Below are 13,751 nucleotides of genomic sequence, written 5' to 3' on the forward strand. Positions count from 1 at the left end.
ATCATCGCTTATGCCCGTCGTGGATCATCCGATCTTACGATAAAATCGTTCCACTGCATACTTTTATACAGCTTCTGCGATATAGATCCGCTGCTGCCGAAGCCAGTGGATCGCCTGCGCCCGGTCGGTCTCCTCCGGGAGACCACTGAACGAAAGGAAATCCGGCAGCGAGAGGATCCTCGCCATGATGACCGGGTGCGCCGGAAGCCCGGAATCGGACAGTTCATCTGCCTCCGCCGCCATCGCCTGCTGCGCCTGCACACGACGTACATAATCTTCGTTTTCTTCTATATATACGTCATACGCCTGCTGCACCGCCGCATAGTCCGTGGCCTTCGTGGTCTGAAAGTCACATACTGTATGGAAGTCGAAGGGCTGATAGATGGCTTCATCGACGGGGAGGAGGAAGCAGAACGGGATATGCGCTTCCTCCATCAGCTGGAAGCTGCGGCGAAGAAGTGCTGCCATACAGCCCTGATGGCGTGCCTCCGGTGCTGTCGCCACCGCATAGATATAGTATACACGGGCTCGCGTGCCTTTTTTTGTACGCATCACAAATGGATTCAGATGCGCCATCGCGACCAGCTGTCCATCCTTCCACATCGCAAGGATGATGTTGTCGCTGCAGCGATCCTGATAGTACCAGTCGAGAAAGCGTGCACTGTCCTCCGGAAATACCCGCTCATACAGTGCGCGTGTCCCTGCTTTTTCTTCGCGTGTTCGTAACACTCTGATTTCTGTCATACGATGTCTGCTCTTTTCTGATGCTCTGCATCGCTGTCTGGTTCTGCTGTATCGATGTGCATCCATGCACTGCACGGAGCAACACCGAAACTGCCGTCCCTCGTACTCATCCTTCGGATGCGGTATGTTCGTACTGATCGATCTCCGCCTCATACCGGTCGGTGATTTCCGCCTGCCAGCCAGTGAAATCCGTCTGGAGGAGCATGTATTTCCGTGCATATCCGCACGGATTGTAGCTTTCCTTCGCGCGCCGCAGTCCTTCGAGTCCCAGATCGTCCTCCCGGTTGACGAGCGCAGCCTCCGGAAATTCATGGATGAGAAACTGCTGATTGATGATCTGATAGATGCCCGGAATGTCTGCATTGCCCTTCTCGACACTGATGCAGGCCATATTCTCACGAGGGTTTAAGGCGCCCATGGAAAAGGCCTCCAGCTTTCCATCGATGAAGATGCCACCGATGTGGTAGTCCGGGAGAGAGAACTCCGACTGAAGCACCTGGTGAATTCCCTTCACCTCGTACTCCAGTGATGCTTCGGCTTCCTCATCCCCGGAGTGTTTCGCATACCACTGATCGAGAAATCCCCAGATCGTCAGCTTATCTTCGGCATGAAGTGTACGATATTCCCAGCGTCCTTCATATTCCCGGCAGAACTTGTTCACGAGATTCTTTTTCTTGTGAAACTTCTTTCCCGGCAGCGTCCGGAGCTCCTCTCCATCGTAGAGATAGTCCCGGAGATCGCGCTCCTCCTTTACGAGGAAGTGCGGATCCTCCTCGAGCTTCAGGAGCTGCACAGCCTCTTCATCTGCGAGATAGATCTTCAGCGGCTTCTTCAGCACCTCATTAAAGTACTGACGAAGGAGATCGAAGTAGTATGGCAGATCCGTCTCGCTGCAGTATGGCATCGCGGAGAAGTACTCATCGCCGTTTTTCATCTGTACGAGTACCGCCCTCTCATCGACGATGGCCGTCTTTACATCATAGTACTCGCTCCATAAAAATGTATCCAGCACACCGCTGTCACAGGTCTTATTCGGACGCATCGCGTAAAATGGGGCCATACGCGCTGCCTCCTTCGGATTCGCCCTGTTAAAATGTATATCCATAAAACCTCCTGTTTTTCATAGTAATCGCTTACAGTATATACATTCCCTCCCCGAAATAAAAACTTAACTTTTTCTAAAGTGTGCTCGGGGTGGCGATTTTCTCAGCATCCGGGCACGCTGCGATGGCCGTTTCATCGGGCAGCATTTCTTCCTCACCTCCTTCTTCTGGTGTTTTCTGTAACACATCCGTTTCCTGCGACGCATTCGTCTCCTGTGCCTCGATCGTCATCATCGCAGCTCCCGCCATCACCTCCTCGGCACAGATATCTTCGTACAGCTGCGCGCTCATCGCTGCCGCTTTTCCGCCTAGAAAGGACATCATCGGGCTTTCTTTTCGTTTCGTCTTAGGAAGTCCGCTTTCTTCCGATCGACATGGTCCGTTCAGCTCCGCCCCTACACCGAGCTCTGTCAGCTTCCATCCGACGAAGGCATAGCGTTCTGCTGTCGCCCCGGCGGATGCCCGCCCGCTTCTGCGCCCGGATGAAGTGCTTTCCCGGAGCTCCGGCAGTGACAGATACGTGAGGTTCTCTGTCAGCGTCTGATACGAGGTGCTCCCCGCCGACGGCACTGCGGCTTCCTCTGTCGGGTCATGCAGTGCATAGCGGATCTGATAGTAGAGATCCTGGTAGCGCAGTCGAAGCAGGCGCTCCATCATCTGCTCCCTTCGTTCGGGATGGTCCCGGTGTACGGCATAGGCCCCGAGGTAGATATCATGAAGCAGAAACTCGTCCGGCAGCCCGCTGAAGATATACTGCTCTCCGAGCGCCTCTTCCTGCTTATAATACAGATAGATTTCCGGCGGATCCGGCACGATGAAGCGGATCGGCTGACAGTTCTTTTCGTCCTCGATTCGAAACTCCCGGTTATTGATGAAGACCGTCTCGAAGCTTCCACTCGTGCTGTAATCCGTATACTCCTCCGAATCGATGCGGATACTCGAGCCCGCCCGCTGGATCTTCGTATTCAGAAAACCATCGTGCTGACCAGATAGACCGATGGCCTCCTCCATGGTTTCAAAAAAATCATGATATTCCGCATGTGGATTCTCCGCGAAGTTAAGCTTGATTTCCGGGATACGGATCAGCAGCTTATCCCGGGGGATACCCGACGCAGCGCTCTCGCCCGCCGGTCGCAGACTCTTCACTTGAACATTTCCTGTGATTTCCACTTCGACGGTATTGTCATCCGCATCCATATGAACGATGTAGGCACGGCTCTGTCCACCGGACATCGTATCGAAGCAGATGTCTGCCCGCGCGCAGAAGCTGACGCTGAGTGACAGTGCGATCGACAGCATCGGCAGTCGCAGCGCTCTAGCTTCCATGGCTCACCTCCCGGATCCTGAGTCCGCGCGCCGTCGGCAGACGGTAGTACACCACGGCATAATTCTCACCCAGGATGCACTCCTGCTCCGCCACCGTCGCGATACAGCGATAGCAGGTCGTTCCGAATCGAAGCGCCTCCGGCTCGAAGCAGTTCTGCGCTGCACTCGCCGTGCCGATATCCACATAGCCCGCCCCGTCGATGCTTTTCTGCCAGCGGTAGCTGCTGTATCCCCGTGGCTCAGTCAATGCAGTCTCACCGGCACCCGCCCGGTACAGGTAGCGGATCCCGCTGACCGGATCCGTGAGCGTCAATCCGCCTGCACTTCGTCCGGCCGGAAATCCGAAATGCCGGATGTAGTCCTCCTGTGACATCCCTTTATCCTCCAGTATATGCTTCGTGATGCCCCGGTCATTCCAGAGCCCATCGAGCTGATAGCGATGATTCGCCGCATGATAGGAGAAGCTGATGGCCTGCACCTCTCCTGTCGCCGGGATGAAGCACTCCTCCACGCCCAGCGGAAGCACCTCCGCCGGCTGAAACGGTGCACCGACATCCCCGACATCCTGCCAGAACAGCACATCCTGCTCCGCCGCCAGTGCGCGTAACAGACTGCCCTCCAGCAGTGCCCATACGCTGAGGACAAGCAGTGCCCGGAAAAAGCGTGTGTTCGCTTTTCCACGGTGGCTGCATCTGCACCTGATCATATCGCCTCCTTGCTTACGGAAATATCCGCACTCACTTCCTTCCCATCGAAATAATCGTACGCCTTCGCCTGAATCCCCTGTGATGCCAGCGTGATTTCATATACAGGGGAACGCACCACCCCGGCCTCTGCCACGAGCTCATAGCGCACATACTGCGGGATGTTTCGCTGTAGTGTCAGCAGCTTCGCTGCATCGAAGCTGCTCCACTGCATCTGACTTCCAGGCGTTCCTGCGCCCTCCATACCAACGGCACGATACCAGCGGATCTCCTCGATCGGGTGTGAGCCCGCCTCGACCAGCTCCGACAGAAGCACACTTCGACTGCGTGTCGGGATCTGCAGCTCGCCACCCGTCAGGTCGAGAACGCCGGTGACCGGCCCATGCGTAAAGCCGGATGTCCCATCCGCACTGGTCGCTGCACGAAGCAGCAGCTTTCCCTTCAGCGCGAGGACGCCTTCCGGCAGTGCTTCTGCACCAGGGAAGGACAGAACATAGTCCAGCACCAGACGTTCACCTGCATCGAGGCGAAGAACCGCATTCGTGCCTGCTGCCGTCCCACTGTTTCCGCCTGTACCAGACGACGCTGTGCCCGTCGTTCGTTCGAGTCGTACGCGACGTTCCTTCTCCTCTGTTCCATTGACATAGAGCACGTGCTGATCGCTGAGATAGACCGGAACACTGCTCTCATTTCGTATCTGAAACTGTACCGTCAGTCGGCTGTCCTTCTCGATTTCCTTCGGTATCGTTCCGTACGATGGTTTCGAAACCGTAAGTCCCATCGATGCGGCGGCGGCCCGTATGCTCGCCTGCTGCTGATCCGTAAAATACGCTCCAGCCCCACAGAGCAACACGAGCATCAGAAAGATGAGTGTGAGGAGAAGGTTGAGCCTCCGTCTCATGATGCCTTCTTAGACTCATTGGCGACGATCAGCCCCTGGATATAGGCGAAGTTTGTGGCTGCACCATCCTGCTCCAGATTTTCCTTCTGGATCGCATAGATTTCTGCGCCGACATCACATTTTCCACCGGCGAAGCTGTTATCGGCACTCGGACTCAGCCGCAGCGTGAGATTCACCGGGATACCATTCGCCTGACTGTCCAGAACACCATGACCGACGATGAACTTTGCGACCTTACTGTCCTTCGACAGCGAGAGAAACTTGAGCGAATTCGCCTTCGAAAGCTCTGCCAGCGGGATGTCATTGACCGTACCGCCGCCGGCAACGCTCCCGGCTTCATCCTGCAGCATTTTGATTTCCTCCGGCGTCAGCGGTTTTCCGGTCATCTGAATGAACCACTCCACCGGATCCGACATCGGGATACTGGAGGTCAGTGTCACCTCAGAAAAAACGATGGCATCCTTCGAGCCGACTTCCTTTTTGATCGTATAGACGAGATCCCGGGTATCACCCGGCACCATATTCGCGACCAGATCGTCCGAAAACTTCGTCTTATCGACGGTGATACCGAGCTTCGCAGCGGTCGCCGACACCTTGATATCCTTCTTATCTGTGAAAAATGCATAGGCACCCGCCAGGACCGAAATCGCTGTCACCGCCATCACACCCGCCATCAGTATTCGTTTTTTCATGTTCATCTCCTTTTCTTTTTTCATTCGTGTTCTGTACGCCACCCGGTCGGTGCTCAGAAGAGAATATATTCCACCGTGCCGAGGATGTCCGCCTCCTGCACCCGTCCCGGATCTGCGTGTTCATTATGATCACCCTTTGTGATATAGCCACCCTCGTCTTTCCCTATCAGTCGATGGGTGACATATGTATCCATGCCGAAACCAGTCGCACGAAACAGGATGATATCATCCGGTTCCGGGGCACCCGTCCGCTCCCTGACGATAAGAATGTCACCAGAGGTATATGTGGGCTCCATGGATTCGGAGAGTACCACGACCGGCTTCCATCCGAAGAGGAAAAACGGCGTTCCATACCGCCGCTCCCGATAGGATGAAAGCATGGCATAGACCGCAATCACCATGAGAAACAGCGTGAGTATGCCGGATATCCATCCGAAGAACGTGTTCAGCTTTCGTTTGAGACCTCCTTTTGTTTTTTTACACGCTCTGTTCTGTCGATGCATATGCACTGTCCTCCTGGTTTTCTGACTGTGTGGCCCGATACAGGAGCCAGCACTTCATGATGATAAGGATCAGTAAGAGGACGAAGAGGAAGAGACAGATGACAAGCAGCACCTTCTCCCGCTGTGTCGGCCCGATATACAGTGTCACCGGATCCTGTATCGTCCCGCTTCCACCCTCTGTACTGATCTGTACGCTTGCGTGCTTCGGGCTTACATCCCGGATACGAAGCGCCAGCCTGGCGTTTCCGCCATCGTTCGTTGTGCCGTTTTTCTTCTCATTTTCCGTTTTTCCCACGCTTTTCGCTGCAGAAAAATCCCGCTCCGCTCCGGCGCCTGCTGCCTTCCTTCTCGTCTCCGGCAGTTCCTTCTTCGTACATTTCCTTTCTTCCAGGGAAGGCTTCGATATCCCCGACACATCGGGCGTCGAATCGATCCCGGACAGTTCCGCCGGATGTTTCTCAGCAGCTCCATACGGTCTGGAGGCGGTTTCCACCAGATCCTCCGGATGCGCATAGATGCGGTCGATCCACTCCATGAGCTGATCCATCAGTGTTCCCGGCGGATCCTCTGCGTGAAGACCATGCGTTTTTCCGTCATAGCCCTCGCCGCGAATCGAGGTTCCACCGTGTCCACCACCACCTGTCTGGCTTCCTCCGGAAGGACGGCCATCACTTGCGTTTTCCACGTCCTGTGTTCCGGCGCCGGATGACGGCGGTGGTTTCATCGTTTCTTCTGGTTCTGCTGTTCCCGGCGGCTTCTGTGTCTCCGTCGGTGTTTCCGTTTCCGGTGGTTTTTCCGTCTCTTCCGGCGGTCGCTCCTTAAGTGGAGCATCCGTTCCGGAGAAACAGATCGACAGCGTCAGCGTATTCCCGGCCACCGCGTTCGTCGCCTCCTTTCGTAAGTGGAGTCGAAGCGCCAGCTGTTGTTCACACCCCGCAGGGTGTGTGAGGATCTGCTCGAAGCTGTCCGTCCTGGAAAGCGAAGCGACCGTTCCATGAAGGAAGGCTTTTTCCCCATCCAGGAGGCTCAGCTCGAGCTCCTCTGCCAGTGCCTCCGACCCGGTAAATGTCACGGATTCTACCATGTACGCAAGGCACCTGTCTGTATGGTTTTGTACGAGAAGGATGTGTTCTGAGAGATCTCCCGGCAGAAGTTCATCCACACTGGAGAGATCAAGTTGAAACTGGAATTTTTCAGAATCGGCAACAGCCGTCGCCGCTGCCGGAAAAGAAAAAAGCACGAGAAACAAGGAAGTAAGCGTTAAAAGCTTCTTGATATTTCTCATGCTCAAAGACTAGCACAGTATGTGATTTTTGAAAATGTCTGAAAACGGACTATAATCTGAAAACAGACTATAAAATATCACGGTTTCAAGCCGTAAATCTGCATTATTTCATCCGAATAAATTTTTTTCTGACGGTACACGATCAGCGGTTTTTCCACCGTCAGCTGGCTTTTTCCACCCTTCACCGCCTCGATCAGCACCATGTTCGGTTCACTCTCGAGATACGGATACACGAGACGCATCCGCTTCGGCTCGAGATGCTCTGCACGAAGCGCGCAGAAGATATCCGCGAGCCGATTCGGCCGATGGACCATAAACAGCCGGCCATTCGATTTCAGCGTAAAGGCCGCTGCCGCACACACATCCTCGAGGGTACACAGGACCTCATGTCGTGAGATGAGCTTCCGGTCGTTCTGGTTTCGAAGGCCGGACTTCATGTATGGTGGATTTACCGTCACGATGTTCATACTCGAGTCATAGCCCATCGATCGGATATCCCGGAGATCCCCTAAGCGCATCGTCATCCGCTGCTCCTGGTGATTCAGCGCCACCGAGCGCTCCGCCATCGACTGTACACTCGGCTGCACCTCCAGACCGATCAGCTCCTTACACTCCGTTTTCGCCGCAATAAGAAGCGGGACGATCCCCGTCCCGCTGCATAGATCCAGCAATCTGGTTTCTGACGTCACGGCCGGCACGGCGAAGTTCGCCAGCAACACGGCATCCATACCGAAGCAGAAGCCCTCACTGTCCTGTATGATTCTGTAGCCATTACACTGTAAATCGTCGATTCGCTCTGCCATACACCTTACGCATCCTGTCCCTGCACGATGTCCACACCCAGCTTTTCCACCTGCTCTACGATCTCGACCACATCCGGCTGAGCCGCCTTCTTCTGCGGATCACCGCCCTTCGGACCATGTGCACGCTCATGTCCACCGCTCGCCGCATGCTCACCGCGACCGCTACGACCTTCCTTTTTTCCACCCGAAGCACTTCCCTGCGCGTTCTGTGCACGGTTGCCCTTCTGCTCCGGCTTCTTCTTATCGCCATTCGGACGCTTCCGCGGCTTGAACTTAAGCTCGGAAACCTTATACTCCCGGAGCTCCTTCTCATCTTCCTTTTCGAGACTGACGACGACCTTTACCTTTTGGCTGAGCACAGAGATGCTGCTGACCTCGCCTCGAAGACCATCCGGTGTAGTAACTGTATCACCGACGGACGGAAGACGTGCATTCAGGAACTCGTAGACATCCTCCTCGTTCTTAAGGCAGCACATCAGACGTCCACAGACACCGGAGATATTCGTCGGGTTCAGGCTGAGCCCCTGCTCCTTCGCCATGCGGATCGACACCGGCGCAAAATCGGACAGAAAGGTATGACAGCAGAGCGGGCGACCGCAGATACCATAGCCTCCCAGCATCTTCGTCTCATCACGTACGCCCACCTGTCGAAGCTCGATCCGCGTACGGAAGATCGCCGCGAGATCCTTCACGAGAGAGCGGAAATCCACACGACCATCCGCCGTAAAGTAAAACAGTACCTTACTGCTGTCGAAGGTATACTCTACATCGATCAGCTTCATCTCGAGATTATGCTTACGAATCTTCTCCTGACAGACCTTATAGGCCTCCTTCTCCTTCGCTTCGTTGTCGAGGTGGCGCTGATCATCCTCAGCGTTCGCCTTACGGATCACTTCCTTCAGCGGCTGTACGATTTTCGCATCCTCCGTCTCACGGTTTCCCATCACGACGAAACCATACTCGATACCACGTGCCGTTTCCACGATGGCATGCTCTCCGCGGGTGAAGTGGATATCCTTCGGATCGAAATAGTATATCTTCCCGGCAGTTCTGAATCTAACTCCAATTACTTCTGTCATATATTCCTCATTTTATCGCATTTTATATACTGGTATCCCTGAGCCGGAGCAGAAAATTCTCCAGCATCAGATCCCGGTTCACATTAAACGTCTGATCCCGAAGCATGCGCTCCAGATCATCCGTGGCCTGACCGAGTTTTTCGTAGCTCATCGCGGAGGCCATACGTATGATGACATTGACGGAGTCCTGTGCATACAGAAGCTCCATCTGCGACGTGCTTTTATAGCATAGCACATCCCGTAAAATAATTTCAAGAAAGCCAAGCAGGCTTCCCTGCGGCACCTTCCAGTCCTTACTCACATGTGTACAGAAATCGAGAATTTCGCGACCTGTGCGGAAGCGAATCTCGGACAGAAGCTTCACCGTTTCCTGCGCCCACTCCTCCGTGATCATCTCCGCATAACGCTCCCGGACATCCCGTTCGCCCGCCTTGATTTCGATGACACGCGACAGTATCGTCGGCAGAAACGCATCTGCGTTCGCCGCAAGCAGCATGATCACAACATACTCCGGCGGCTCCTCGAGGGTCTTCAGAATCGCATTCTGTGCCGGCGGATTCATCATCTCCGCATGCTCGATAAGATAGACCTTATAGGCCGCCTCATACGGACGCACGGCGACCGTATCCGTCACGTGGTCACGGATATTGTCGACCGAGATGATCGTCGGATGCTCCTCCGGCTTATTCGGCACGATTTCAAGCATATCCGGATGCTCATGGTTCTGCACCCGCTTCCGGACGCTGTCCGCCCACTCCTCACAGCTCGCATACCCACGCTGCTGATAAATCGGCATCGCGCCTGTATCCACCGATGACGGATCCCGGCTGAGCAGCTGCACTGTAAATTCCATCGCAGCCGACTTCAGAAGCTCCATATCCTCGCCCTCGATCAGATAGGCATTGTATATTTGATTTTCCGGTATTTTAATTGCTTTCATTGATACAGTTCTTTTTTATCCGTGGTCACTCCGCGCATGCCCCTGCACGCCTTCTGCCTCCGATTCCACCCACAGGCGCTCTTCCGGTTTCAGCCTCTCACATCCCGTTCGATCTCTTCGATGCAGTCATCGAGATCCAGATTCAGGTACCGTCGGTCAATGCCGGCGGCCGCAAGCTTCTCCTCGGAAAAATCCACACGGTCCGCCTCGAAACGGCGCTGCATCTCCGCAAGCTTCGGTGTCGCCTCCTTCATCTCTCGAGCCCGCGCACGCGCCCGTCGGATCTCATCCGGCACCTCGATATAGATCGGGAAAACATGTCCGGCACCGAAATAATCCCGGGTACTGACATAGCTCTGGAGCACACCGATCATCAGGTAATCCTGTCCCGCCCGGAGCACGATCTGTCCATCATCGACCGTCGCATAGCGCCATGGACCATAGACCGTCTGGTAGGTCCGTTCCTCGATGATCCGACCTGTCTGCTCAAACTGATCCATCCTCTGATCCGTCACAAAATGATACTCGACACCCTCGCGCTCACCCTCACGAATCGGACGCGTCGTATACGGCGTGACCTCCTTCCAGTCCGGATGAAGCGCCTTCAGCCGCTTATAGATCGTATCCTTTCCGCTTGCTGACTTTCCAAACAAATAATAGATCATCTCATCCTCCGACCGGACCGCCCTCGCTGATGATCGCACCATCCTTCTGCACCGTCTCCGGACTTTCCTTGACGGTATCCGGGCCGACGACCGGACCGTTACTGACCTCTCCCTGACGGTCACCTCCAGGCACAGGGCCTTCGATGTCCGTATCCTTTCGAGACGGCAGCTCCTCTACCTTATCCGTGGACTTCGATTCCTTCGTCTCTCTGCTTTCGTCTTCCGCCGTGCTTTCCTTCTTCGACTCTGCTTCAGAGGACTTTACACTCTCCTCGATGGAGGCTTCGACGGACTCGATCTTCTTTTCGATCTCCTCATCCTCGGCACCGGTCGCTGCCGTTTCCGCCGGCTGCTGCGCACTTTCTGTCACCTGGATCTGAGCGCTCGTTTCGACCTCAGCACTCTTCTTCGTGTCGATGCTGACCACAGTCGCTGTTTCACTCTCCTGTGTTGCTGCCGCGGTCACCCGAAGATCTGGAAGCGTAAAGCCACTCACATTTTTAAATACGAAAAACGCCACCAGGATCGCGATGATCAGCATCGACACCGCAAAAAGAATCTTAAACAGATCCCCGACCAGCGTCGCCTCCTTTCGCTTCTTTCGTTTCGTACTCCGCTTTCTATAATCACTCATTTCACATGACTCCCAAACTTATTTGTACACGATCTGATCGCCATCCCGCAGACGCACCGAGACCTCACCGAAAACCAGTGTACCCTCGCTTCCATCCTGCTCGACGATCTCCAGCGTTCCGTCCGGGCGGATGCCGGTGGCTCTGGCCGGCCGCTGTGTCTTTCCATCGATGACCATGATGTCATGTCCCGGCACCATGTTATGATCGATGTATTCCTGTGCCAGTGTCTTCTCCGGTGCGAGCGCATAGAACTCCCGAATCAGCTCCGCTGCGATGCGGTTACGATCCACGATTTTTCCCTCGGAACGCTTTCCGAGAATCGATCCGGCCTTCTCGCGGATATCCTCCGGGAAGCCCTCCTCCGGTTCATAAAGATTGATGCCGATGCCGACGATGACGAATTCCATGCGGCCGGACTCCATGCTGGTCTGTCCCTCCGAGAGAATACCACAGACCTTGTGGCCCTCATAATACAGGTCATTGACCCACTTGATGGAAAGCTCGACTCCGCAGACCTTGCGGACCGCACGATAAACTGCGACGGCAGACTGCGCGGTCAGCATCAGATTATCCATAACGGTACCCTCCGGACGAAGCAGCATGCTGATATAAAGACCGGTTCCTTTCGGTGAGAAGAAACTGCGCCCGAGTCTTCCCTTGCCGCCGGTCTGATAATCGGAAATCACCGTTGTCCCTTCCGGCACGTGCTCTGAAACCGCCAGCTTCTTCAGCACATCATTCGTACTCGTAATCTCCTGAAATACCGAAACCGGATACGCATGCTCCAGATAACGGGAGATGGCCTGTTCTGACAGCACATCACTTTCCAGTGAAAGCATGTATCCCTTATTTTTTACAGCCTCGATTTCATAGCCATCCTCCTTCAGCTGATTTACCGCCTTCCAGACCGCCGTTCGAGAGCAGTGAAGCTCCTGTGCGATTTCCTCACCGGAGATATAGTGTCCCTTGTTTTCTTCAAATAATCGGATCAATGTTTCCTTAACCGTCATGTCAGCCTCCACCAGATCTCAAGTTTACTATTCTGACCCGTAAATAATAACAAAAATCCATATTGAATACAAGAAAGGAGGCCGTACCAATACCGACCCCCTTTCTTACGATTTTCTACAGATTTTTACGCTACCTGCTCCCTCATGCCAGTGATACCCACTGGAAATTAATCGAGGATGAGCACGCATCGACATATTCTCGTTTAAAAAATCCCCCATCTTTCCGATGAAGCATCTGGTCCCAGTTTTCAGCCGGGCACTCTTCTCCATTAAACAGGATCTGAAAGCCCTTCTCACGAAGTCTCTGAAGGCCTTCAAGAAATCTCACGTTCATCTGGTAATCCATACTGCTCCTCTCCTGCCGGAGATACACATCAGACCAATCCCAGATCGTCTGTATGCACCACCGAACATCATGAACACATTGTTTTTTCGTTCTGAATCGCCAAAACATTTAAAATAGTCAGGATGATTCGAAAAGAGGGGGATCTGCGACCGCAGAGGCACCACTAAACCTTCGCAGATCGCAATCCGTAGACGTCTCGCTCTCCAAACAACATCTGCCGGATGTTCCGAGGATTGTACTTTCTCGTGAACAATTGCATTATACCGTATAAATTTCATTCTGCATATAGTCTACATGTAGACTATAGTCCGCAAAACGACTATGGTCTGTTTTCAGACTATACCTTATGTAGTATGTATTTCCATCCTGAATCGTTTTCATATTATATATGTTGAGAATTATCTTCGACCGATAATTTTAAAATTTTTTCTGACACCTGGATTTCTGCTCATTATATATGCGAGATATGTTCGAAACATATACTTCTGATTCACATATTCCGAATCTTTTTTTATTTCCGGGCACAAAAAAAGTCCCAGGATACTTCCCAGGACCTGATGACGCCAACGAGATTCGAACTCGTGATACCACCGTGAAAGGGTGGTGTCTTAACCGCTTGACCATGGCGCCAAAGAGAGGCGAGAGTCGGATTCGAACCGGCGCTCAGGGTGTTGCAGACCCATGCCTTACCACTTGGCTATCTCGCCATAAAATACATTCTTAAAAAACAAATAGGGTTAAGACAAGCATCGATGTCTTAATCCCACTGTCCAGAAGCTCCTCCAGTTGGACTCGAACCAACGACACCGCGGTTAACAGCCGCGTGCTCTACCGACTGAGCTATGAAGGAATAATAACAAGAATATCTGCAAAATCTTTCATTCTAAAGAAAGATTTTAAAACATCAAACCTACCAGCACATCTACTGTCGTAGATGCCGCATACTCGTGATTGTGGAAGTAAACCTTCACGCTTCACTCGTCTTGCGCACATTGGATAAGCCCTCGACCTATTA

15 protein-coding genes and 3 tRNA genes are annotated in these 13,751 nt (G+C 53.6%); all 18 read right to left on the bottom strand.

Features of this window, described 5'->3' with window-relative positions; genetic code table 11:
- Positions 1 to 63: 63 nt before the first annotated feature.
- A complete protein-coding gene (locus ACK8P7_RS05215; RefSeq protein WP_410043166.1) occupies positions 64 to 744 on the bottom strand; it encodes a GNAT family N-acetyltransferase in 681 nt (226 codons plus the stop codon).
- 106 nt (positions 745 to 850) lie between these two features.
- Positions 851 to 1,849: a DUF2156 domain-containing protein gene (locus ACK8P7_RS05220; RefSeq protein ID WP_410043167.1), complete on the bottom strand. Its 999-nt coding sequence runs from the start codon at positions 1,847 to 1,849 to the stop codon at positions 851 to 853.
- 73 nt (positions 1,850 to 1,922) lie between these two features.
- The gene (locus ACK8P7_RS05225) at positions 1,923 to 3,173 is read right to left on the bottom strand and encodes a hypothetical protein (protein ID WP_410043168.1); all 1,251 of its coding nucleotides are present in this window, start codon (positions 3,171 to 3,173) and stop codon (positions 1,923 to 1,925) included.
- Positions 3,163 to 3,879, bottom strand: a complete 717-nt coding sequence (locus ACK8P7_RS05230) for a hypothetical protein (protein WP_410043169.1) — start codon at positions 3,877 to 3,879, stop codon at positions 3,163 to 3,165. Before ACK8P7_RS05230 ends, ACK8P7_RS05225 begins: the two co-directional genes overlap by 11 nt.
- Positions 3,876 to 4,778: a hypothetical protein gene (locus ACK8P7_RS05235; RefSeq protein WP_410043170.1), complete on the bottom strand. Its 903-nt coding sequence runs from the start codon at positions 4,776 to 4,778 to the stop codon at positions 3,876 to 3,878. The genes ACK8P7_RS05230 and ACK8P7_RS05235 overlap by 4 nt, the downstream gene beginning before the upstream one ends.
- Complete coding sequence (locus tag ACK8P7_RS05240; protein ID WP_410043171.1) at positions 4,775 to 5,470, bottom strand: TasA family protein; 696 nt, start codon at positions 5,468 to 5,470, stop codon at positions 4,775 to 4,777. The genes ACK8P7_RS05235 and ACK8P7_RS05240 overlap by 4 nt, the downstream gene beginning before the upstream one ends.
- A gap of 53 nt (positions 5,471 to 5,523) precedes the next feature.
- Positions 5,524 to 5,973, bottom strand: coding sequence for a signal peptidase I (locus ACK8P7_RS05245; RefSeq protein ID WP_410043172.1), 450 nt, complete (start codon positions 5,971 to 5,973; stop codon positions 5,524 to 5,526).
- Entirely contained in the window at positions 5,948 to 7,057 is a 1,110-nt protein-coding gene (locus tag ACK8P7_RS05250) for a hypothetical protein (protein ID WP_410043173.1), read from the bottom strand. The genes ACK8P7_RS05245 and ACK8P7_RS05250 overlap by 26 nt, the downstream gene beginning before the upstream one ends.
- Before the next feature lie 278 nt (positions 7,058 to 7,335).
- A complete protein-coding gene (locus ACK8P7_RS05255; protein WP_410043174.1) occupies positions 7,336 to 8,061 on the bottom strand; it encodes a tRNA1(Val) (adenine(37)-N6)-methyltransferase in 726 nt (241 codons plus the stop codon).
- A 5-nt stretch (positions 8,062 to 8,066) separates the two neighbouring features.
- On the bottom strand, positions 8,067 to 9,140 hold the full coding sequence (locus ACK8P7_RS05260; RefSeq protein WP_410043175.1) for a stage 0 sporulation family protein: 1,074 nt from the start codon (positions 9,138 to 9,140) through the stop codon (positions 8,067 to 8,069).
- 22 nt (positions 9,141 to 9,162) lie between these two features.
- Entirely contained in the window at positions 9,163 to 10,080 is a 918-nt protein-coding gene (locus ACK8P7_RS05265) for an ATP-binding protein (protein ID WP_410043176.1), read from the bottom strand.
- Between the two features lie 89 nt (positions 10,081 to 10,169).
- Positions 10,170 to 10,745: a guanylate kinase gene (locus tag ACK8P7_RS05270; protein WP_410043177.1), complete on the bottom strand. Its 576-nt coding sequence runs from the start codon at positions 10,743 to 10,745 to the stop codon at positions 10,170 to 10,172.
- 1 nt (position 10,746) lies between these two features.
- On the bottom strand, positions 10,747 to 11,379 hold the full coding sequence (locus ACK8P7_RS05275; protein WP_410043178.1) for a hypothetical protein: 633 nt from the start codon (positions 11,377 to 11,379) through the stop codon (positions 10,747 to 10,749).
- Positions 11,380 to 11,397: 18 nt separating this feature from the next.
- A complete protein-coding gene (locus tag ACK8P7_RS05280) occupies positions 11,398 to 12,390 on the bottom strand; it encodes a biotin--[acetyl-CoA-carboxylase] ligase (RefSeq protein ID WP_410043179.1) in 993 nt (330 codons plus the stop codon).
- A gap of 142 nt (positions 12,391 to 12,532) precedes the next feature.
- Positions 12,533 to 12,736: a hypothetical protein gene (locus ACK8P7_RS05285; RefSeq protein ID WP_410043180.1), complete on the bottom strand. Its 204-nt coding sequence runs from the start codon at positions 12,734 to 12,736 to the stop codon at positions 12,533 to 12,535.
- Between the two features lie 558 nt (positions 12,737 to 13,294).
- Positions 13,295 to 13,366 (bottom strand) — tRNA-Glu (locus ACK8P7_RS05290).
- A 6-nt stretch (positions 13,367 to 13,372) separates the two neighbouring features.
- Positions 13,373 to 13,443 (bottom strand) — tRNA-Cys (locus ACK8P7_RS05295).
- A gap of 70 nt (positions 13,444 to 13,513) precedes the next feature.
- Positions 13,514 to 13,586: transfer RNA gene (locus ACK8P7_RS05300), tRNA-Asn, on the bottom strand.
- Positions 13,587 to 13,751: the final 165 nt, after the last annotated feature.

The sequence above is a fragment of the Oribacterium sp. P9 genome (genome assembly GCF_046365365.1).
Taxonomy (GTDB): Bacteria; Bacillota; Clostridia; order Lachnospirales; family Lachnospiraceae; genus Oribacterium.